This window comes from Martinezella rhizogenes (genome assembly GCF_000799715.1).
Classification (GTDB): domain Bacteria; phylum Pseudomonadota; class Alphaproteobacteria; order Rhizobiales; family Rhizobiaceae; genus Rhizobium; species Rhizobium rhizogenes_C.
Window position 1 is genome coordinate 100,373 of sequence record NZ_JUHG01000011.1, and the last position, 19,999, is coordinate 120,371.

Below are 19,999 nucleotides of genomic sequence, written 5' to 3' on the forward strand. Positions count from 1 at the left end.
TTGGCTATTGCATTGTCGCTCGCTATCCCCATAAGCGTCGATGCAGTATATTTTGGTGTTTGAAAAACAGTCACAAACGTCTTACATCGGGAAGACACTGAAATCGGAGTTATCGCAATGGGTTCTCTAAGCATATGGCACTGGCTGATCGTCCTGGCCATCGCGCTGTTGTTGTTCGGCCGTGGAAAGATCCCGGAGCTGATGGGTGACGTCGCAAAGGGCATCAAGAGCTTTAAAAAGGGCATGAACGACGACGAAGAGACCACGCCGCCGGCGCAGACGACAACGTCCCGCACCGTCGAACACAAGGCCGACGAGTCGAAGTAATCATGTCGGGCGCGTCAGGGGCTGAAACGCTTGCTGCCGGCCCAGGAGCCTTTTTATGTTCGATATAGGCTGGTCCGAGCTGCTGATTATCGCTGTGGTGGCGCTTGTGGTCATTGGCCCAAAGGAACTGCCGGCGACGCTACGGTCGATCGGCAAGATAACGACGCGTGCTCGAAAAATGGCGGGTGAATTCCGCTCGCAATTCGATGAAGCCATGCGCGAGGCGGAGCTGGACGATGTGCGCCAGACGATCTCCGACGCCCAGAAGCTCAATCCAGTCAATTCATTGCGTGAGGCAATGAACCCGTTGCGGCAGATGGGCAACGAGATCAAGGCGGATTTGCAGCGTTCGACGACGTCGGACAATCCCGCCGCCACGTCTACCCCGGCTGAACCGGTTTCCGAACCGGCCATGGGACTGCCGGAAACGCCGTCTGTTGCTCCCGCGATAAGCGGAGCACCGGCGGTGGCCGCGCCGGCACCGGTTGTCACTGCTCAGGAGGCACCGGCAAAGCCAAAGGCTGTGCGCAAGCCACGGGCAAAGCTACCCGCCAAGACGGATGAGGTGGCTGCCGCGGTGGTCGCAACCCCAGTTGTCGCGGAAAAACTGAAACGTGCGCCGCGCAAGGTCGCCGCAGCTATCACCGAGGTTCCCGTCGCCGCGGCCCCCAAGAAGCGCGTAACCGCCGTCAAGACCGCAACGACTGCCAAGACAACGCCTAAAAAGAAGGACAAGGCATGACGGGTGATATTGACGATAAGCCGCAGCCGCTTATCGAACACCTCATGGAACTGCGCACGCGGCTGATCTGGTCGCTGGTAACGTTCTTCATCGCCTTCGTCGCTTGCTTCGCCGTTGCCAAGCATCTCTTCAATTATCTGGTCTACCCCTATAAATGGGCCGTCGTCTGGGCTCACCTCGACGTCTCCAAGGCCGAGCTGATTTACACTGCGCCGCAGGAATTCTTCTTCACGCAAGTGAAGGTTGCCATGTTCGGCGCCTTGGTCATCGCGTTCCCGGTCATTGCCGCGCAGATCTACAAGTTCGTGGCGCCCGGCCTCTACAAGAACGAGCGTGGCGCCTTCCTGCCGTTCCTGATTGCATCGCCGATCCTGTTTATCATGGGCGCGGCGCTGGTTTATTTCTTCTTTGCTCCCATGGTCATGTGGTTCTTCCTGAAGATGCAGCAGGTGCCGGCCGACGGTCAGATCGGCATTGCGCTGCTGCCGAAGGTCTCGGAATATCTGAGCCTGATCATGACGCTGGTCTTTTCCTTCGGCCTCGTCTTCCAGTTGCCGGTCATCACCACGCTGCTTGCGCGCGTCGGCCTGTTGACATCGACCTGGCTGGCGGAAAAGCGCAAGTTTGCGATCGTCTTCGCTTTCATCGTAGCGGCAGTGCTGACGCCGCCGGATCCGATGTCCCAGATCGGCCTTGCAGTGCCGACGATCATTCTCTACGAGATTTCCATCTATGCGGCGCGACTCGTGGAACGCCAGCGTGCCCGGCAGACGGCTGCGGAAAATGACGAGACGTCCGATGTCACCAAGACGGATAGTGTCTGAGCGACGGGTCGGAAACGTCCTTCATAAGGGTTTGCCAATTCGATCTCCGACCGAACTCTCGATCGGAGCTATAGTCATGTGTAACGACCTGGAACGACGATGCTTGATATCAAATGGATTCGTGAGAATGCCGAGGTTTTGGATGCAGCGCTTGCCAAGCGCGGTGCCGAGCCTTTGTCGCAAGGCCTCATCGCGCTTGACGAGAAGCGCCGCTCCATCATTCAGTCCGTTCAGGATATGCAGTCCCGTCGCAACGCCGCCTCGAAGGAGATCGGTGCTGCTCTGGGGCAAAAGAACGCCGAGCTTGCCGAGAGACTGAAGGGCGAGGTTGCCGAGATCAAGACGTCGCTTCCGGCAGCGGAAGAGGAAGAGCGCGTGCTGACGGCCGAGCTCAACGATGCCCTGTCGCGCATCCCCAATATTCCGCTCGATGATGTCCCGGTCGGTAAGGACGAACACGACAATGTCGTCAAGCACTCCTGGGGCGCCAAGCCGACCTGGAACCACAAGCCGAAAGAGCATTACGAAATCGGCGAAGCGCTCGGCTACATGGATTTCGAGCGGGCAGCCAAGCTCTCCGGCTCGCGCTTTACCGTGTTGACCTCGCAGCTCGCTCGCCTGGAACGGGCGCTCGGCCAGTTCATGCTCGATCTGCATACCAGCGAGCATGGCTATACCGAAGTCAGCTCGCCGCTGATGGTACGCGACGAGGCGATGTTCGGCACCGGCCAGTTGCCGAAATTTGCAGAGGACTCGTTCAGGACCACGGGTGGGCACTGGCTGATCCCGACTGCCGAAGTGACGCTCACCAATCTCGTCTCCGGCGATATTCTCGACCAGGAAAAACTACCATTGCGCTTCACGGCGCTGACGCCGTCCTTCCGCTCGGAAGCGGGCTCTGCCGGCCGTGATACGCGTGGCATGCTGCGCCAGCACCAGTTCTGGAAATGCGAGCTCGTCTCGATCACCGATGCCGAAAGCTCGATTGCCGAGCATGAGCGCATGACCGCCTGCGCCGAGGAAGTATTGAAGCGTCTCGGCCTGCATTACCGCGTCATGACGCTGTCGACCGGCGACATGGGCTTCGGTGCGCGCAAGACCTACGACCTCGAAGTCTGGCTGCCGGGGCAGGATACCTATCGCGAGATATCCTCCTGCTCGGTCTGCGGCGATTTCCAGGGCCGGCGGATGAATGCGCGCTATCGCGGCAAGGACGACAAGGGCACGAAATTCGTGCACACGCTCAATGGCTCCGGCACGGCGGTCGGCCGCTGCCTGATCGCCGTCCTTGAGAATTATCTGAACGACGACGGCTCGGTCACTGTCCCGGACGCACTGCTGCCATATATGGGTGGTGTGAAGAGGATCGAAAAAGCAGCATAAGACTGGCGGTGGGGCGATGCGGATACTTCTGACCAATGACGACGGCATTCATGCCGAAGGGCTGGCAGCCTTGGAACGTATCGCCCGCACCATGTCGGATGATGTCTGGATCATCGCGCCGGAGACGGATCAGAGCGGGCTTGCCCATTCGCTGAGCCTTTCCGAACCGCTACGCCTGCGTAAGGTTTCCGACAAGCATTATGCGTTGCGCGGCACGCCGACGGATTGCGTCATCATGGGCATCCGCCAGGTCTTGGACATCAAGCCGGATCTGATCCTGTCAGGCGTCAATTCCGGTTCCAACGTCGCTGACGACGTCACCTATTCAGGAACGATTGCCGGTGCGATCGAGGGCACGCTGCAAGGCGTACGTTCCTTCGCTTTGAGCCAGGCCTATGTGCATGAGAATGGCACGCGCGTTGTTCCCTGGGAAGTGGTCGAGGCGCATGCGCCGGCGCTCCTCGGCAAGCTTATCGAGATCGACCTGCCGGATGGCACGTTCCTCAACCTGAACTTCCCGAACTGCCGCCCAGACGAAGTCTCCGGTACTGAAGTCACGGCTCAGGGCAATCTCGCCTTCAATCTGCAGGTCGACGAGCGCGCCGACGGACGCGGTTTCCCCTATTACTGGCTGCGCTTCGGCGAGCGCAGCGGCATCTTTCGCCCCGGCACGGATATCCATGCGCTGAAACAAAATCGCATTTCGGTAACTCCTTTGAAACTCGATTTGACGGATTATTCGGTGCAAGACCGCGTCGCGCGGGCGCTCGGGCATGGAGTAGCGGATTGACACCTCGTTTGGTCGAGAAGGAAGGCTTCGCAGCCGTTGTGTTGCGGCTGCGGGCCGAAGGCATATTGGACATCGATTTGATGACGGCCGTCGAGCAGACGCCGCGCCTGCCGTTCGTGCCGCTGCAATTTACCGATGATGCCTATTCCAGCCGTACGATCCCGATCGAATGCGGTGCCTTCATGGAAGGCATCGATCTCGTGGTTCGCATTTTGCACAGCCTGAAAATCAAGCCGGGCCATCGTGTTCTCGAAATCGGAACCGGTAGCGGCTTCACCGCCGCCGTCATGGGCCGCATTGTCGAGCGGGTGCTGACGGTCGATCGTTACAAGACCCTAACGACAGCCGCGCAGCAGCGCATGGATACGCTCGGCCTGCGCAACGTCATCATCCGCCAGGCGGATGGCAGCGTCGGTCTGCCGGGCGAGGGCACCTTCGACCGCATCCTGGTGACGTCGGCCTTCACCGCCATGCCGCGCTTCTATGCCGATCAATTGGTGTCCGGCGGATCGATGATCGCGCCGCTGATGCTTTCGGACGATGTTTGCCGCATGGTACGTCTCACCAAGACGGGCAGCCGTTTCGAGCGCGAGGAACTCTTCGACGTTCCGTATCAGCCAATCGTGCCGATGCTCGCCTCTTATCTTTAAGACCAAATTTGGATCGAAATGCCTGGCGCATTCGGCATGCGCGGCGGAATCATTTTCTATGGTTAGCAATTCCTCAAAAAAACACATGTGGTGCCAGTGCTTTAACCGCATGGTAAGATTAACGCGCTTTAATCGACCCATAAACAGTTGCGTCTCAAGTGGGTCGAGTCATGAGTTTCAGTCTTTCTTCAAACTTCGGTAAATCGGCAGGGAAAGTCCTGGTGGCCATTCTCCTGGCGAGCACCGCGACAGCTTGCAGTTCAGACACGACGCGCTTCGGCGGGCTCTTTGCTGGCTCGCCGGATCGGACGACGACAGGCTCCATCAACCGCGGTGGGCCGAGCAACCTGGATGAAAGCGCCGTGCCGAGGGCCGACGTTGCCCAGGGCGGCGGCTACAATCAGCAGCAGGATTATTCGCAGCAGTCCGCGCCAGCCGCGCGGACCTATCCGAATTCTCCGGCCGGCTACAATCCTTCCTACTCCAGCGCCCGCGTATCGACCGCTCCGGTCGCGATCCAGCGTTCCGATCTGGCGGCCCCGACGGCCTCTGCGGCACCGGCTCGTTCACGCGGAATGTCCAATTCAGAAGATCAGGCGCTCGCCCAGCCTTTGCCGGCATCGCGTGGCAGGCAGGCGGCTTCCCACATGGAGCCGGCTTTGGCTTCGGACACGACGTCGGCTGGTGCGCTCAGGGCGCCTTCCGCTACGACAACCTCTTCCGGCTGGACGACGGTGAATGCGCCGAGCGTTACCTTGCAACAAGGCGAAAACATCGATCTCCTGTCGCGTCGTTACGGCGTTCCTGCAAAGGAAATCCTGCATGCCAACGGCTTGAGAAACAGTGCCGGCGCTCAGCCCGGCCAGCAGATCATCATTCCGACCATGAACGGCGCAGGGGTTTCGAGCCCGGCGAAGGTTGCTTCGGAAGCGACCGATCTTTCCAGGGGCGGCAAGATGCCAGGTCCGGCCAAGGCTCCCGAGCAGGACGCTGCCGTGCTGCCATCCAACGGCCAGTTACGCGGCAAGTCGCAGGCCGGCCTCGCCGATCCGAACAAGCTCGCCGCCGGCAATGGCAAGGGTCCGCAGCCGAAGGGTAATGGTACTTATGTCGTCAAGCCCGGTGACTCGCTCGCCAGGATTGCTCGCAATACCGGTGTCAGCGTCGATGAATTGAAGCAGGCAAACCGTATGAAGTCGGGTGAGGGTGTCCGCGTCGGACAGGCCCTCAAGCTGCCGCATGGCGCCGCTGGCGGCGCCGATTCGATCAAGACTGCGTCCATCGAGCCGCAGAAGTCCGCTGTTAAGGCAGTCGCCGAACAGAAGGAAGTCGTCGAAGCCGCTGTCAAGCCGGTAGCGAAGGCGAGCGCCAAGGTCACCACCACTGAATCGGCTCCGGATTCCGCCAAGCCGCAGGCCGTCGCAAGTGCCGCGCCAACACAGTCGGTGAGCGATGCCGCGACCAAGTCCGACGTCTCGGCTGACGCGCCGGAAGCGACCGGCATCGGCAAATATCGCTGGCCGGTTCGCGGCGCGGTCATCGCTGGCTACGGCTCCAACGTCAACGGCAGCCGCAACGACGGTATCGATATCTCGGTTCCTGAGGGAACGCCGATCAAGTCCGCCGAGAATGGTGTCGTCATCTATGCCGGCAATGGCCTGAAGGAACTTGGCAATACGGTCCTCGTGCGTCACGACGATGGCACGGTCACCGTCTACGGCCATGCTGATGCGCTGAGCGTCGCTCGGGGCCAGAAGGTCCAGCGCGGCCAGACGCTTGCGACGTCAGGCATGAGCGGCGACGTCAAGCAGCCGCAGCTTCACTTCGAAGTTCGCAAGAATTCGGCCCCGGTCAACCCAATGACCTTCCTTGAATAGGTAGTGCGTCTCAAGGAGTCTGCAAAAAGCCCGGTCACCGCCGGGCTTTTTGTCGTTTGAGGCTCAAAAAACAGTGATCAATCCCGCTCGAGCACGATCCTCTGTCGCCCGGCCAGATCCTGGATATATTGCCAGGCCACGCGCCCGGAGCGGGCGCCACGGGTGGTCGCCCATTCCAGTGCTTCATGATGCATCTGGTTCCGGTCGAGGCTGAGCTTGAAGTGATCGGCATAGGCATCGATCATCTGCAGATAGTCTTCCTGGCTGCACTTGTGGAAGCCGAGCCAGAGACCGAAGCGGTCTGAGAGGGAGACTTTTTCCTCGACGGCTTCCGACGGGTTGATGGCTGTCGACTGCTCGTTCTCCATCATGTTGCGCGGCAGCAGGTGGCGGCGGTTGGATGTGGCGTAGAACAGCACGTTGTCCGGTCGTCCTTCGATGCCGCCATCCAGCGCCGCCTTCAGCGACTTATAGGCGGTATCGTCATGGTCGAAGGAGAGGTCGTCACAGAAGAGGATGATGCGGTGCGGCGCAGCCTTTAGGATATCGAGTAGCACCGGCAGCGAGGAGATATCCTCGCGATGCACTTCGATCAGCTTCAGTGAAATGCCGGTGGCGCGGCGCACATCCTCGTGCACGGCCTTGACGAGCGAGGACTTGCCCATGCCGCGCGCGCCCCAGAGCAGGACATTGTTGGCGGCGAAGCCTTCGGCGAAGCGCAGCGTGTTCTCGTGGAGGATGTCGCGGACATGATCGACGCCGCGAATGAGGGTAAGAGCTACGCGGTTCGGCCGGGAAACCGGTTGTAAATGTAGCCGGGTAGGGGACCAGACGAAGCAGTCGGCGGCGCTCCAGTCGTTGATGGCTGGCGGCGGGCCGGCCAGGCGTTCGAGCGCATCGGCGAGACGGCGGACTTCCGCAAGGATCAGGGCGTTTTGGTTTGCGGTCACCGTTTTTCCTCCAGAACGTTAGTCAAGAAAGTTGTAAAATGCACCTTGTGTTGTCGGGTATCATGCTCCCTCCAGGCTCGAAAGGCTAAGAGGCCGGGAAAACGGTACGGTTCGCGGCTGTTTTTGTTGCAATCGCTATGATCGCAACTATATTCCGGCAACCTGACGCGGGCCGAGTTCCCGCAAGGAATTCAAGGGAGTTTTTGATGTTTATTACCAACGCATACGCGCAGAGCGCAACAGATACAGCCACGAGCGTCTTCGGCGGTTCCGGCTTTGAAATGATCATCCTGTTCGTGCCGCTGATGGTCGTTTGGTATTTCCTCCTCATCCGTCCGCAGCGCGCGCAGGCGAAGAAGCGTGATGAAATCCTGAAGAACATTCGCCGCGGCGATCAGGTCGTCACGGGCGGCGGCATCGTCGGCAAGGTCACCAAGGTTGTCGACGACAAGGAACTGGAAGTGGAAATCGCCGAGGGCGTGAAAATCCGCGTCGTCCGTAGCGCCATCTCGGAAGTGCGCGTCAAGGGCGAACCCGTCAAGGCGGACGCCGCATAAGGACTTGATAAGAGGGCGGGCCGACAAGGCCTGCCTTTCCTTGTGCATGGCTTCGAAAATCTGAATCGACTTTTCCAAGCGATTATGCGCAAATTCAAGGTGTTACTGCGTCCCTTGCGTGCTTGGATGCATGCGGGACGTCGTAAGAAAAAGCCCAAACTCGAGAGAGCGATGCTGCACGTCTCCTGGTGGAAGACCGTCCTGATCTGGTTCGCCGTTCTCTTGAGCGTTCTGCTTGCTGTGCCCAATCTGCTTGACGGCCAGCGGCTCGCTTCTTTCCCGTCCTGGTTTGCGCAACGAAAGGTCGAGCTTGGGCTCGATCTCAAGGGCGGCTCGCATCTTATGCTCAAGATCGAGCGTGACGATGTCGTCAGGAACCGCCTGGAGACCGTGGTCGGTGACATCAGCGCCAGACTGCGCACGGTCAATATCTCCTATTCCGGTTTGACGGGCACCGGTCAGAAAATCCAGCTACGCATCAACGATCCAGCCCGGGTGCAGGCTGCCGTCGATGCCTTGAAGCCGATCACCACAGCTGATTCCGGCAAGCCGGAAGCGACCTTGTCGCAGGGCGACAATGGCGCGCTTACCATCGATATCACCGATGCGGGCATCAATGACGGTCTTTCCGCCACCATGACCCGGTCGCTCAGGATCATCGGCAATCGCATCGCGCAACTCGACGTCGGCGAACCGTTGATCCGCCGGCAGGGTGCCGACCGCATCGTCATCCAGGTGCCGGGTCTTGCCGATCCGCAGCGCCTGAAGAACCTCCTGAACCAGCCCGCCGAACTCAGCTTCCGTTTGGTCGATTCATCGATGCCGGTGCAGGACGCCATGAACGGCCGTCCGCCCGCAGGTTCCGAGGTGCTGTTTTCCGAGGATGATCCGCCGGCCGGCTATCTTCTGCAAAAGCAGCCCCTTCTTTCGAATGTCGACTTTGCCGACGCCGCGGCGGTGTCGAACACCCAGAACAACGACGGTACTGTCTCCGTCAGGCTGACGCCCGAGGCGACCGGCCGTTTCGCGCAGGCAACGGCCGCCAATCTCGGCAAGATCATCGCCGTCGTGCTTGATGCTCAGGTCCTTTCGTCCGCTTCACTGAAAACCGCAATCACCACCGGCGATATCAATATCCCCGGCGATTTCACGGCCCAAGGCGCGCAAGATCTGTCCGTCATGCTGAAATCCGGACCGCTGCCGGCGACGCTGACCACTGTCGAGGAACGGACCATCGAGCCCGGCCTGGGCAGCGAGACCATGCGCTCCGCCATCATCGCCTGCGTCATCGCGGGTATTTTCGTCGCCGTGCTGATGATCGGCTTCTATGGGCTGCTTGGGGTCGCCGCGACGATCGCGCTCATCATCAATATCGTCATGGTTCTGGCGCTGATGGGCGTGTTCGGCATCACGCTAACGCTGCCGGGCATCGCGGCCATTGTGCTCATCATCGGCATAGCGCTTGACGCCAATGTGCTGATCTATGAGCGCGTCCGGGAGGAAGAAAAGAAGACGCATCTTCTCGTTGACGCGCTGCGCCACGGCTTCAACAGGGCCGCTGCCACCGTTGCCGACGCCAACTTTACGGTGCTCATGATCGCCGCCATCCTGTTCTATGTCAGCAGCGGCGCGGTGCGTGGCTTCGCCGCGACGCTGATCGTCGGCGTTTTCACCACCTTCTTTACCGCCTGTTTCGTGACGCGGTCGCTCGTCAACATGTGGATTTCGCATCGCAAGCCGCGCGTGCTGCTGGCCGGTGTCCGCAGCGGCATCTTCGATGGTGCCAATATCCGCTTCATGGGCATCCGCCGCTATACGTTCACGGTATCGGCCGCATTGTCGGTGGCGACCTTGCTCGCCTTCGCGACAGTCGGCATGCATCTCGGCATCGATTTCACCGGCGGATCGATCATCGAGGTTCGCGCCAAACAGGGCGTTGCCGACCCAGCCGATATTCAGTCCCGCCTGCAGGACGCTATCCCGGGTGATGTTCAGGTCGAACGGCTGGATGACCGGCTAGGGGCCGTGATCCGGGTCCATGCGCAGGAGGGCGGCGAGAATGCCGAGCAATCCGCCGTGACCCTCGTTCGTGATGAGCTGAGCAAGGATTACGACTTCTCCCGCGTTGAAGTGGTCGGCCCCTCGGTTTCCGGCGAGATCACCAGGACGGCTTCGCTTGCCGTTCTGGCGGCGCTGGCGGCGATTCTCATCTATATCTGGCTACGATTCGAATGGCAGTTTGCAGTCGGCGCGATTATCGCGACGCTGCATGATGTGATCCTGACGCTCGGCCTCTTTGTGCTGACAGGCATGGAATTCAACATGACCGGCATTGCGGCGCTCCTGACCATCGTCGGTTATTCGTTGAACGATACGGTTGTAGTCTATGATCGTATGCGCGAGAATCTGAGGCGTTACTCGCAGATGCCATTGCCGATCCTGATCGACGCCTCGATCAATCAGACATTGTCGCGCACGGTTCTGACATCCGCGACGACGTTGTTGGCGCTGCTTGCACTCTATATATTCGGCGGCGAGGTGATACGCTCCTTCACCTTCGTTTTGCTCTTCGGCGTCGCGGTCGGCACTTTTTCGTCGATCTATATTGCGGCGCCGGTCCTGATCGTTTTCAAGCTGCGCCCGGACAAGTTCCAGGCCGGCGGCGAAAGCAAGGGAGAGGCAGGGAGCGACATGCAATCAGGCAAACCAGCGGTGTGACAGAGTGGCAAAAGGTATAGAAATCCGAAGCGCGCATTTTCCCGGTCGCGCGCCGATCGACGCTTACGGCAATGGCGGTTTCCGTTTTGCGGACATGTCGCATCGCGGTTCGCTGCTTTGCTTGCCCTCCGGCATCTATGGTTGGGACATGACGATGGAGGATGCGCTGACGCCGGCGCATTTTCAGAGGGTGCTCGAAGAGGCCGCCCAGATCGAAGTGCTTCTGGTCGGCACCGGCACGGAGCTGCGTCCGCTGCCGGCGGAATTGAAAACGGCGCTGCGCGCCAGGCAGATTTCCTCCGATCCGATGAGCACGGGGGCGGCGGTGCGCACGTTCAATATCATGTTGGCCGAGTCGCGTGCCGTGGCCGCGGCGCTGATCGCCGTTTGACAAGAGATCGGCCAAGCATGACGACAGACGCTGCGCCCCGTAGCAACCAGGATATTTGCCTGGCGACGCTTCGCGACACCGATCGCGATCGCTATCTCGCCTGCCTTCTGGCGCCGGAGGACAAGCGCGGTGCTCTTGCAGCACTCTATGCCTTCAACGCCGAACTGGCGCGCATTCGCGATCTCGTTCACGAGCCGCTGCCGGGCGAGGTGCGCATGCAATATTGGCGCGATCTGCTCGAAGGGCAGGCGCATGGATCGAGTGCTGCCAATCCGGTTGCCGCTGAACTGCTCGCGACGATCGAACAATATCGCCTGCCAACACAGACGCTGATCGACATGATCGATGCGCGCATCTTCGATCTCTACGACGACCCGATGGAGACGCGCGGTACGTTGGAAGGCTATGCCGGTGAGACCGCTTCGGCGCTGATCCAGCTTGCAAGCCTGGTGTTGTCGCCGGAAGACGCTCGTCGTTCCGCCGATGCCGCCGGCCATGCCGGGGTGGCGCAGGCGATTGCCGGGTTGCTGTTGCTGATGCCGCTGCATCGTCGGCGCGGCCAGCTCTATCTGCCGCTGGAAATCCTGACCGCGACTGGTCTCGATCGCGACACGTTCCTCGCCGGCGAGGATAAGGCGCGGATATCGGCGGCTGTTGAGGCTTTCGCTGGCCTTGGGCGCGAGCATCTGGCGAAGGCAAGGGCCGCTGGCAGCATTTCGCCCGCGGTATTTCCAGCCTTTCTGCCGGCGGTTCTGGCCGAACCGGTGCTGAAGCGTGCGCAGAAGCTGGGTGCCAAAGTATTCGATCAATCCTTCCAGCCGCCGCAATGGCGCCGGCAGACGCGCATGGCGCTCGCCTCCATGACAAAGAAAATCTGAAATCGACCAAGTTCGCGCAAGTCTCGGGGTTTATGGAGATTGCCGAACTGCCGCCCGTATTCTTGGAGGAGCCGCCATGGGCATTATCGTCTGGTGCACACTCTTTGCGATCGTCATCTTCTTTGCCTTCTTTATAGCGCGCATGTCGTCGCGGAATAAGGAAGATGGTTTACATGATACCGGTCTTGCCATTCTTGAGTTCGGGCGCGCCTTTCCAACGGAAGCGATCCGGCAATTGCAGACGACGGCTAACGGTCAGGCAGTGTTCGTGCGCCTTCATGACGACAAGGCCGGCTTCATGCGCAGCCTGCGCAATCACTATAGCGTTCATCTGATCGAGCCGGGCAGGGCGCGCGCCAAGGACTCAGGGACCGGCCACGGCTTGACGATCGATTTCCTCGATGCCCCGCATCACAACGGCACCTTCGAATTCGCGACGTCGGCGGAGGCCGCCGAAGTTTCGCTCTGGCTGCTTGGCAATTATGTTGCTGGCGAAGATCTCAAGCCGCCGGCACTGATGCCGACGGCAAAGGCTTGAGAAGACTTTAGTCGCTCTCGACGACCGCAGGCGGTTGGAAGATTGGCGCCTGAACGCCGAGCCATGCAGCGCAATCCGCGAGCGCCCGCTTGGCGATCAGCTGCCGCTTCATGATCGTCTTGTCCTTGCCGCGGAAGCGTTTGACGCCCTCCGGCTTGACGATCGAACCCGGTTCCAACTCCGGGAACAGCCCGAAATTGATGTTCATCGGCTGGAAGGAGCGCTTGCCCGGCTCTTCGTCGGATACGATATGGCCGCCGGTGATATGGCTGAGCAGCGACCCCAGCGCCGTGGTGGCAGGCGGCACGGACGGTGCCTCGCCCTTGCGCTCGGCGGCGGCGAAGCGGCCGGCAAGCAGACCGATGCTGGCGCTCTCGACATAGCCCTCGCAGCCGGTGATCTGGCCAGCGAACCGCAGTCCTGGCCGTGATTTCAGCGTCAGGGAGCGATCGAGCAGCGTTGGCGAATTGATATAGGTGTTGCGGTGCAGACCGCCGAGGCGGGCAAATTCGGCATTCTCGAGACCCGGGATCAGCCGGAAGATCTCGGCCTGCGCGCCATATTTCAGCTTCGTCTGGAAACCGACCATGTTGTAGAGTGTGCCGAGTGCATTGTCCTGGCGCAACTGCACGACTGCATAGGCCTTGACGGTCGGATTATGGGCATTGGTCAGTCCCATCGGCTTCATCGGCCCGTGGCGCAGCGTCTCGCGCCCGCGCTCGGCCATGACCTCGATCGGCAGGCAGCCGTCGAAATAGGGCGTGCCTTCCCATTCCTTGAAACCGACGGCATCGCCGGCGATCAGTGCGTCGAGGAAGGCGCTGTATTGGGCTTGGTCCATCGGGCAGTTGATATAGTCCTTGCCCGTGCCGCCTGGCCCGACCTTGTCGTAACGAGACTGATACCAGCAAACGTCCATGTTGATGCTGTCGCGATAGACGATAGGCGCGATGGCGTCGAAAAAGGCAAGTGCATCCGCGCCGGTCTCGGCCTGAATGGCGCCGGCAAGGCCAGGTGCCGTCAACGGACCGGTGGCGATGATCGCCTGGTCCCATTCATTAGGCGGCAAGCCCTGGATTTCCTCGCGCACAATGGTGATCAGCGGATGGCTTTCGACTGTCTGCGTGACCGCCGCCGAAAACCCGTCGCGGTCCACCGCCAGCGCGCCGCCGGCCGGAACCTGGTGCTTGTCGGCGCAGGCCATGATCAGCGAGCCGGCCAGGCGCATTTCCGCATGGATGACGCCGACCGCGTTACTGGTCGCATCGTCGGAGCGGAAGGAGTTGGAGCACACGAGTTCCGCCAGATCGTCGGTCTTGTGCGCCTCGGTGCCGCGCACGCCGCGCATTTCATGCAGGATAACCGGTACGCCGGCGCTGGCGATCTGCCAGGCGGCTTCGGAGCCGGCAAGGCCGCCGCCGATGACATGGATGGGGGAAAAGGAGTTGGTCTTTGTCATGGGCGCGTCATTATCACGGGCTGGCCGATGATCCAATTGCTTTACGCAAGCCCCGGAATCAAAAACGGCGCCGAAAGGCGCCGTCTTGAGGCAGTCCGTTCAGTCCGTTGCGATTAACGGAAAGAACGGGAAGCGATGTTGCGGATTTCGTAGCGGCTAACGCCGATATCCGACAGGGTCTGGCTGGAAAGGTTGCCGAGTTCGTTCAGAGTGCGGCGGTAGCTGATCCAGTTCTTAGCAATGCGAATCGGGTTCATGGTCTTGTCCTCAAGTAGTCAGTTGCGAGCGGCGCGATTGCCGCCTCAGCGCTTGAGATACATATATACATAAGGACGCCGATTTTGCAGTGCGAATAAAAAGCATCTGCTATGCGTTTGTGCAATGTGACGCCTAAAAAGCCATCAGCGCCTAAATTTTATCCGACATGCGTGTGGCGAATGGCTTGGAAGCAGCCCGACAATTGTGCAGGTGCTAATAGTACGCAAAAAGAACGCCCGTCGCGGTGTCCGCAACGGGCGTTGTGAGGCTGTCGCGATCGGCGAAGCCAGTCCGGCGATTAGCGGCCGGTGGCTTCGCGAGCTACGCGATGGATGTCAGAGCGATCAATGCCGAGGTCGTGCAGTTCGCGGGTGCTCATGCGGCCGAGTTCGGTAACGGTCTGACGATACTTGCGCCAGTTATTGAAGGAGCGGGTCAGGTTCATCGTAAATCCCTTTCGAGGGTTTGGAGATCGGCGGTTCCGTGAATGGTTCCGGCTTCGATCTAATGGATTTAAATATATGCTGCGGCGCGAAAACTAAAAGAGCAAATGCTTCATGCCACCTATGCATAAAGCGCAATACTCGCAAGCATTCTGCCTAAGATGACGGCTTCTTTGTGTGCGCATCGCGGCTGCGTGATGGTAACGGGCGGCGCATATATTCAGCCAAATATAAGTACTTACGCCCGAGCTTCGGGCAATTGCCCAGATATCGTCCGCATCTTGCCACGGTTATTGGGCTCTTTCGAACTGCATTATGTCGAAAAGATCGCTGATGGCGGGCCGAAGAAAAATTTGGCCTCGCGCGGCCCTCGCGCCAACTTGTCTTGCGTCGCCGCGCTCAAAAATGGCGCGAAGACGAGAACTGATGATCTTCAGGGGACTAAACGATTTAATCGGGGTGAAACAATAACGCCCACCGCGGGAGGAGGATGCGGTGGGCGTCATTTGTGGTGATTGACGACTGGGAGGAGGAGTGTCGCCAATCTATCGGGGCGCACTGGGAGGAGGAGTGTGCGGCCCCGAATTCCATATGAGGAAATCATTCATCAGGCTCTTTCCAGCTTGCGCCGAAGCGGCGCGCCACTGCCGTCCTTTGATGCGATATCAATAGTATGACTTTTGAATTTTGTGCAACGCAATAATTTCATGGGAGGCATGTTAGTTGTGCATGTCTTATCGAGCTTTGCGACACCACCAAACATAATGGCGAATGGAGTCTTAATACTGCATGAATATGAGACGGCCTGCTGACAATTTTCGGGGGGCATGATGCGGGTGTGTGGTCTCGATTGCATTCCATTATGGGATGGGACACGTTGAGGTAAGGGAATCGCAGTCGGGAGCGCGCGATGTATCGGGGTAGGCTTGAGCGTGATCTGAAGATCTGGGTCGACAAGGGGCTGGTTGATGCGCCGGCGGCCTCGGCAATCCTCGGCGAATATGACAGCCGGCCCGCAAGCTTCAGCGCTGGTCGCGTGCTGACCGTGATGGCGGCGCTCTTGGTCGGTGCGGCGATCCTGCTTTTCGTCGCCTCGAATTGGGAAGAGATTCCAAGGATCGCTCGCCTGCTTGGCCTCGTCGCGTTGATCTGGGCCTTTTATCTTGGCGGCGCGTTTTTGTTGACGCGCGGACGCTCGATTGTCGCGACCGCATTGCTGATTCTCGGAACGATGACGTTCGGCGGCGCCATGTCGCTGGTCGGGCAGATGTACAATATATCCGGCGATGTGCTGACGATGATGATCGTCTGGTTCGCCGCCGCCGGTATTGCCGCGGCGCTGTTTCGTTCGTCTACACAGGTGGCTCTTGCTGGTTTTCTCGCCTGGGGCTTCTGCGGCTTCTATCTCTCGGATCACTCCGGTGAGTGGTACGGTGTCATGCCCTGGGTGCCGCCGATCATGGCGGCGATCATCATAGCTCTTGTGCGATACGTCGATGCGCCCCGGGCACGGCATCTCGCCTATCTCATGCTTGTCGGCTGGCTGACATGGCTTTTTGCGCAATATGAGAGCCTGCACGCTGCCATCCTGCTGGCCGCCGTCGGCCTGATTGTCTTCCTGGCGGTCAGCCTTCCGGTTTCGCCCCTGGCGCGGATCGCCCGGACGGCTGGCGCGGCACCTGCCTTCTATGCCTTCCTCGTGGGCGCCATCGGGCTGCTGGCGATCCATGGAGAGATTGCTGGCGGTTTTTTTGAGAATGACATCTGGGTTGAAAACAAGGCGCCGCTCGTCGTGCTCGCCGTCGTAACCTTGGCAAGCGCGGTCATCGCGATCATTCTGGGTGGTCGCGACAATGGTGCCCTGCGTTATCTCGCCTATTTCGTCTTTGCCTGCGAGATCCTCTATCTCGCCAATGAAACGGTCGGCTCGATCATCGGGACATCGGGCTTTTTCCTGATCAGCGGCGTGCTGGTCGCGATCGCCGCCTGGCTGGTCATCCGGCTGGAGCGGCGATTTTCCCATGATGACGGGCAGGGGGGCAAGGCATGACGTTGATCGCTGATAGAAACCCGGTCGGCGGCAGCTTCGCGCGCCGCATGTGGATCGCCGCGATCATCGTCGCTGCCCTGCAGACCGCCGTGCTCGGCTATATGGTTGGCGAGCGGGCCTGGGGCCTGAGGAGCGGCGTTGAGGTCCTGCTGAAAACAGCGCCTGTCGATCCGCGCGACCTGCTGCGCGGCGACTATGTGACGCTCAATTACGATATTTCCCGCGTGCCGGTATCGACCCTGGTCGGCGGCGCGCCGACGGAGAGTTTATCGGGGCAGGTGCTATCCGTGCGTCTGAAGAAACAGGACGACGGCTATTGGGGCATTGCCGAATCGTCTTTTGGCGCCCTGGAGTCGAAGCCGGATACGGTGGTGCTGAAAAGCATGCCCTTCGACTACTATTTCTCCTCTACACCTCAGGACATGATCTGGGCCAAATACGGCATCGAGCGCTATTATGTGCCCGAAGGCGATGGGCATGATATCGAGGATGCGCGCAACGAACACCGTGTCGCGATCGCCGCCCGCGTCGCAGCCAACGGCCAGGCCCACATCAGAAGCCTGCTTCTCGACGGCAAACCGCTGTATGAAGAGCCGCTTTATTGACCGGCTGGCACTATAAAACCGAACAACCTTCCCCGACGGTCGTGGAACCGTCATTTTTCCTTTGCGTGGTTTAAAACGGGTGTTATAGAGACGCCGCGCTCCGGAAGGCCCCATGAGCAGGCATTGCCATGCGGTTTTGGGAACGCGGGTATGGTGAAATTGGTAGACACGCCAGATTTAGGTTCTGGTGCCGCAAGGCGTGGGAGTTCAAGTCTCTCTACCCGCACCAAGGCTGCCTTGTGGACGGGAGAGGCTTATCGCCTGTCTCCTGGCCCGCTGTTGGTAGCGCCATTCTGCCTGGAACATCCCGTTTTCAAATTGAAAGCGGATAAGATGGTCTGGATTCAAAGAGGTAGAGCGGCCTTTGCGCGTTCGTTCGAACGCGCGCCGCTCTAGCAGAATGACAAGGAATTGCATCCAAGCCACGCTCGGGATTTTCCGGCGTCGTGCTCATCGTAACGAACGGCTGTCTGGGCACGGCCGCCATGAATGAAGGTAGGACAATGCAGGTTATCGAAACGCTCGCTGAAGGGCTGAAGCGCGAAATCAAGGTGGTCATCTCCGCCAAGGACATGGAAGGCCGCATGAACGAGCGCCTGGCCGAGGTCAAGGACAAGGTCCGTATCAACGGCTTCCGTCCGGGCAAGGTGCCTTTTACGCACCTGAAGAAGGTCTACGGCAAGTCGATCATGGCCGACCTCGTCAACGAGATCGTTCGCGACCAGCCGCCGGCAATTCTGACCGAGCGCGGCGAAAAGTCGGCAACGCAGCCGGAAGTCGCCATGACCGAAGACAAGGACGAGGCTGAAAAGATCCTCGCTGCTGAGGCCGATTTCGAATTCACGCTCTCCTACGAAGTCATCCCGGCGATCGAACTGAAGTCGGTCAAGGGCGTCAAGATCACGCGCGAAGTCGCCGAGATCGGCGAAGACGAAGTGACCGAGCAGATCCTGAAGATCGCTGAAAGCGCTCGCAGCTACGAGGAAAAGAAGGGCAAGGCCGCCGACGGCGACCGCGTCACCATCGACTACCTCGGCAAGGTTGACGGCGTAGCCTTCGACGGCGGCAAGGACGAAGATTCCCAGCTGGTCATCGGCTCCAACCGCTTCATCCCAGGCTTCGAAGAGCAGCTCGTCGGCGTCAAGGCTGGCGACGAGAAGACCATCACCGTGACGTTCCCGGCTGAATATCCGGCCAAGAACCTCGCGGGCAAGGAAGCCACCTTCGACATCACCGTCAAGGAAGTCGCAGCTCCGGGCGAAGTCGAAATCAACGACGAACTCGCTTCCAAGCTCGGCCTCGAATCGGCTGATCGCCTGAAGGAAATCGTCCGCGGCCAGATTGAAAGCCAGTACGGCTCGGTTACCCGCCAGAAGGTCAAGCGTCAGATCCTCGACCAGCTCGACGAAATGTACCAGTTCGACACGCCGCAGAAGCTGGTCGATGCTGAATTCGCCAGCATCTGGCGCCAGATCCAGACCGATCTCGCAGAATCGGGCAAGACCTTCGAAGACGAAGACACGACGGAAGAAAAGGCTCGCGAAGAATACCGCAAGCTGGCTGAACGCCGCGTCCGCCTCGGCCTCGTTCTCTCCGAAATCGGCGAAAAGGCCGGCGTCGAAGTCAGCGAAGACGAACTGCAGCGCGCGCTCTATGCTCAGCTCCAGCAGTTCCCGGGCCAGGAAAAGGAAATCCTGGACTTCTTCCGCAACACACCCGGCGCTTCCGCCAACCTGCGCGCGCCAATCTTCGAAGAAAAGGTCATCGACCACCTGCTGACCGAAGTCGACGTCACCGACAAGACCGTTTCCAAGGAAGCGCTGCTGGCTGACGACGAATCCGAAGACAAGCCGGCTGCAAAGAAGGCTGCTCCGAAGAAGAAGGCTGCCAAGGCCGACGCAACGGAAGCCGCTGAAGGCGAAGAAGCTGCCGCGCCGAAGAAGAAGGCTGCTCCGAAGAAGAAGGCCGCTGAAGACAGCGCCGAGTAATAACGCTTTTTTCAAGATTTTTAGAGGCCCTGCCGTTCGCGGCGGGGCCTTTTCTATTGGTGGAGGTTGGGTGAGGGCGGCACAGACTCCCTCTCCCCGCTTGCGGGGAGAGGGCTGGGGTGAGGGGCACGCGCTATCGGCTGGACAGAGAGTTATCGTTTGTTTCGTGCGGGAAAGAATCGCAGGTCAGGCGCTTCCACCGTGTCTGTGAGCCGGCCGTCGCAAATGGCAACGATGGTTTCAAGAACGGACGACATTGCTGTCAGGGCATCAACATTCCAGAAACGGACGACGGACCAGCCCTCGCCATTCATAAAAGCATCACGTCGAAGATCACGAGCATTTTTGAGGTGCTGGCTGCCATCGAGTTCTACAACGAGATATTTTTCACGGCAGGCAAAATCGGCAAAGTAAGGCCCTACGGGGTATTGGCGGACGAACTTAAAGCCATTCGTCGTCGGTCGCGCAATTCGGACCATAGCTTTGCTTCCGCGTCATTATCTGATTGGCGCAGAATACGGGCTCGTTGTGTTGTTTCTGATTTAGGACCACGCAATTGACTGTCCCCGTG

At 59.7% G+C, this 19,999-nt stretch carries 19 protein-coding genes, 1 tRNA gene and 1 pseudogene; 16 read left to right on the top strand and 5 right to left on the bottom strand.

What is annotated here, in order from left to right:
- Positions 1–117 precede the first annotated feature (117 nt).
- The 7 genes from EX00_RS04460 to EX00_RS04490 all read left to right on the top strand — a co-directional run bounded on the left by EX00_RS04460 (position 118) and on the right by EX00_RS04490 (position 6,593).
- Positions 118–327, top strand: coding sequence for a twin-arginine translocase TatA/TatE family subunit (locus EX00_RS04460; protein WP_047454567.1), 210 nt, complete (start codon positions 118–120; stop codon positions 325–327).
- Positions 328–382: 55 nt separating this feature from the next.
- Complete coding sequence (gene tatB, locus EX00_RS04465; protein WP_047454570.1) at positions 383–1,069, top strand: Sec-independent protein translocase protein TatB; 687 nt, start codon at positions 383–385, stop codon at positions 1,067–1,069.
- Positions 1,066–1,893: a twin-arginine translocase subunit TatC gene (gene tatC / locus EX00_RS04470; protein ID WP_047454572.1), complete on the top strand. Its 828-nt coding sequence runs from the start codon at positions 1,066–1,068 to the stop codon at positions 1,891–1,893. Before tatB ends, tatC begins: the two co-directional genes overlap by 4 nt.
- Before the next feature lie 99 nt (positions 1,894–1,992).
- The gene (serS, locus tag EX00_RS04475) at positions 1,993–3,276 is read left to right on the top strand and encodes a serine--tRNA ligase (protein WP_047454574.1); all 1,284 of its coding nucleotides are present in this window, start codon (positions 1,993–1,995) and stop codon (positions 3,274–3,276) included.
- 16 nt (positions 3,277–3,292) lie between these two features.
- Entirely contained in the window at positions 3,293–4,066 is a 774-nt protein-coding gene (gene surE / locus EX00_RS04480; RefSeq protein ID WP_047454576.1) for a 5'/3'-nucleotidase SurE, read from the top strand.
- A complete protein-coding gene (locus EX00_RS04485) occupies positions 4,063–4,716 on the top strand; it encodes a protein-L-isoaspartate(D-aspartate) O-methyltransferase (protein ID WP_047454578.1) in 654 nt (217 codons plus the stop codon). Before surE ends, EX00_RS04485 begins: the two co-directional genes overlap by 4 nt.
- Positions 4,717–4,886: 170 nt before the next feature.
- Entirely contained in the window at positions 4,887–6,593 is a 1,707-nt protein-coding gene (locus tag EX00_RS04490) for a LysM peptidoglycan-binding domain-containing M23 family metallopeptidase (RefSeq protein ID WP_047454580.1), read from the top strand.
- Between the two features lie 77 nt (positions 6,594–6,670).
- Here EX00_RS04490 and EX00_RS04495 read toward each other — a convergent pair whose 3' ends face one another.
- Positions 6,671–7,543: an ATP-binding protein gene (locus EX00_RS04495; RefSeq protein WP_047454582.1), complete on the bottom strand. Its 873-nt coding sequence runs from the start codon at positions 7,541–7,543 to the stop codon at positions 6,671–6,673.
- A 206-nt stretch (positions 7,544–7,749) separates the two neighbouring features.
- On the opposite strand from EX00_RS04495, the gene yajC reads away from it, so the two are divergent.
- The 5 genes from yajC to EX00_RS04520 all read left to right on the top strand — a co-directional run bounded on the left by yajC (position 7,750) and on the right by EX00_RS04520 (position 12,625).
- Positions 7,750–8,100: a preprotein translocase subunit YajC gene (gene yajC, locus EX00_RS04500; RefSeq protein WP_047454584.1), complete on the top strand. Its 351-nt coding sequence runs from the start codon at positions 7,750–7,752 to the stop codon at positions 8,098–8,100.
- A 171-nt stretch (positions 8,101–8,271) separates the two neighbouring features.
- Positions 8,272–10,818, top strand: a complete 2,547-nt coding sequence (gene secDF, locus EX00_RS04505; RefSeq protein WP_047454586.1) for a protein translocase subunit SecDF — start codon at positions 8,272–8,274, stop codon at positions 10,816–10,818.
- Positions 10,819–10,822: 4 nt separating this feature from the next.
- A complete protein-coding gene (locus EX00_RS04510) occupies positions 10,823–11,209 on the top strand; it encodes an Mth938-like domain-containing protein (protein WP_047454588.1) in 387 nt (128 codons plus the stop codon).
- A gap of 17 nt (positions 11,210–11,226) precedes the next feature.
- A complete protein-coding gene (locus EX00_RS04515; RefSeq protein WP_047454590.1) occupies positions 11,227–12,087 on the top strand; it encodes a phytoene/squalene synthase family protein in 861 nt (286 codons plus the stop codon).
- A gap of 76 nt (positions 12,088–12,163) precedes the next feature.
- Positions 12,164–12,625: a hypothetical protein gene (locus tag EX00_RS04520; RefSeq protein WP_047454592.1), complete on the top strand. Its 462-nt coding sequence runs from the start codon at positions 12,164–12,166 to the stop codon at positions 12,623–12,625.
- A gap of 7 nt (positions 12,626–12,632) precedes the next feature.
- Here EX00_RS04520 and trmFO read toward each other — a convergent pair whose 3' ends face one another.
- The 3 genes from trmFO to EX00_RS30965 all read right to left on the bottom strand — a co-directional run bounded on the left by trmFO (position 12,633) and on the right by EX00_RS30965 (position 14,787).
- Positions 12,633–14,084 (bottom strand): methylenetetrahydrofolate--tRNA-(uracil(54)-C(5))-methyltransferase (FADH(2)-oxidizing) TrmFO, encoded by a 1,452-nt coding sequence (gene trmFO, locus EX00_RS04525; RefSeq protein ID WP_047454594.1) that lies wholly within the window; start codon positions 14,082–14,084, stop codon positions 12,633–12,635.
- 113 nt (positions 14,085–14,197) lie between these two features.
- A complete protein-coding gene (locus EX00_RS30960) occupies positions 14,198–14,341 on the bottom strand; it encodes a DUF1127 domain-containing protein (RefSeq protein WP_007690982.1) in 144 nt (47 codons plus the stop codon).
- Between the two features lie 299 nt (positions 14,342–14,640).
- The gene (locus tag EX00_RS30965; RefSeq protein WP_007690983.1) at positions 14,641–14,787 is read right to left on the bottom strand and encodes a DUF1127 domain-containing protein; all 147 of its coding nucleotides are present in this window, start codon (positions 14,785–14,787) and stop codon (positions 14,641–14,643) included.
- A gap of 908 nt (positions 14,788–15,695) precedes the next feature.
- Between EX00_RS30965 and EX00_RS04530 the strand changes: the two genes are divergently transcribed.
- The 4 genes from EX00_RS04530 (at position 15,696) to tig (ending at position 19,428) form a co-directional block, all read left to right on the top strand.
- The gene (locus EX00_RS04530; protein ID WP_047454596.1) at positions 15,696–16,835 is read left to right on the top strand and encodes a DUF2157 domain-containing protein; all 1,140 of its coding nucleotides are present in this window, start codon (positions 15,696–15,698) and stop codon (positions 16,833–16,835) included.
- Positions 16,832–17,440 (top strand): GDYXXLXY domain-containing protein, encoded by a 609-nt coding sequence (locus EX00_RS04535; RefSeq protein WP_047454598.1) that lies wholly within the window; start codon positions 16,832–16,834, stop codon positions 17,438–17,440. The genes EX00_RS04530 and EX00_RS04535 overlap by 4 nt, the downstream gene beginning before the upstream one ends.
- Positions 17,441–17,584: 144 nt before the next feature.
- Positions 17,585–17,669 (top strand) — tRNA-Leu (locus EX00_RS04540).
- Positions 17,670–17,943: 274 nt separating this feature from the next.
- A complete protein-coding gene (tig, locus tag EX00_RS04545) occupies positions 17,944–19,428 on the top strand; it encodes a trigger factor (RefSeq protein ID WP_047454600.1) in 1,485 nt (494 codons plus the stop codon).
- 152 nt (positions 19,429–19,580) lie between these two features.
- Here the strand turns inward: tig and EX00_RS04550 are convergent.
- Positions 19,581–19,984: pseudogene (locus tag EX00_RS04550) on the bottom strand (endonuclease domain-containing protein).
- Between the last annotated feature and the right edge of the window lie 15 nt (positions 19,985–19,999).

What these genes read in the sequence shown, in the direction of transcription:
- EX00_RS04460 (WP_047454567.1), top strand. Translation starts at nt 118, where the DNA reads ATGGGTTCTCTAAGCATATGGCACTGGCTGATCGTCCTGGCCATCGCG.
- tatB (WP_047454570.1), top strand. Translation starts at nt 383, where the DNA reads ATGTTCGATATAGGCTGGTCCGAGCTGCTGATTATCGCTGTGGTGGCG.
- tatC (WP_047454572.1), top strand. Translation starts at nt 1,066, where the DNA reads ATGACGGGTGATATTGACGATAAGCCGCAGCCGCTTATCGAACACCTC.
- serS (WP_047454574.1), top strand. Translation starts at nt 1,993, where the DNA reads ATGCTTGATATCAAATGGATTCGTGAGAATGCCGAGGTTTTGGATGCA.
- surE (WP_047454576.1), top strand. Translation starts at nt 3,293, where the DNA reads ATGCGGATACTTCTGACCAATGACGACGGCATTCATGCCGAAGGGCTG.
- EX00_RS04490 (WP_047454580.1), top strand. Translation starts at nt 4,887, where the DNA reads ATGAGTTTCAGTCTTTCTTCAAACTTCGGTAAATCGGCAGGGAAAGTC.
- yajC (WP_047454584.1), top strand. Translation starts at nt 7,750, where the DNA reads ATGTTTATTACCAACGCATACGCGCAGAGCGCAACAGATACAGCCACG.
- secDF (WP_047454586.1), top strand. Translation starts at nt 8,272, where the DNA reads ATGCTGCACGTCTCCTGGTGGAAGACCGTCCTGATCTGGTTCGCCGTT.
- EX00_RS04515 (WP_047454590.1), top strand. Translation starts at nt 11,227, where the DNA reads ATGACGACAGACGCTGCGCCCCGTAGCAACCAGGATATTTGCCTGGCG.
- EX00_RS04520 (WP_047454592.1), top strand. Translation starts at nt 12,164, where the DNA reads ATGGGCATTATCGTCTGGTGCACACTCTTTGCGATCGTCATCTTCTTT.
- trmFO (WP_047454594.1), bottom strand. Translation starts at nt 14,084, where the DNA reads ATGACAAAGACCAACTCCTTTTCCCCCATCCATGTCATCGGCGGCGGC.
- EX00_RS30960 (WP_007690982.1), bottom strand. Translation starts at nt 14,341, where the DNA reads ATGAACCCGATTCGCATTGCTAAGAACTGGATCAGCTACCGCCGCACT.
- EX00_RS30965 (WP_007690983.1), bottom strand. Translation starts at nt 14,787, where the DNA reads ATGAACCTGACCCGCTCCTTCAATAACTGGCGCAAGTATCGTCAGACC.
- EX00_RS04530 (WP_047454596.1), top strand. Translation starts at nt 15,696, where the DNA reads ATGTATCGGGGTAGGCTTGAGCGTGATCTGAAGATCTGGGTCGACAAG.
- EX00_RS04535 (WP_047454598.1), top strand. Translation starts at nt 16,832, where the DNA reads ATGACGTTGATCGCTGATAGAAACCCGGTCGGCGGCAGCTTCGCGCGC.
- tig (WP_047454600.1), top strand. Translation starts at nt 17,944, where the DNA reads ATGCAGGTTATCGAAACGCTCGCTGAAGGGCTGAAGCGCGAAATCAAG.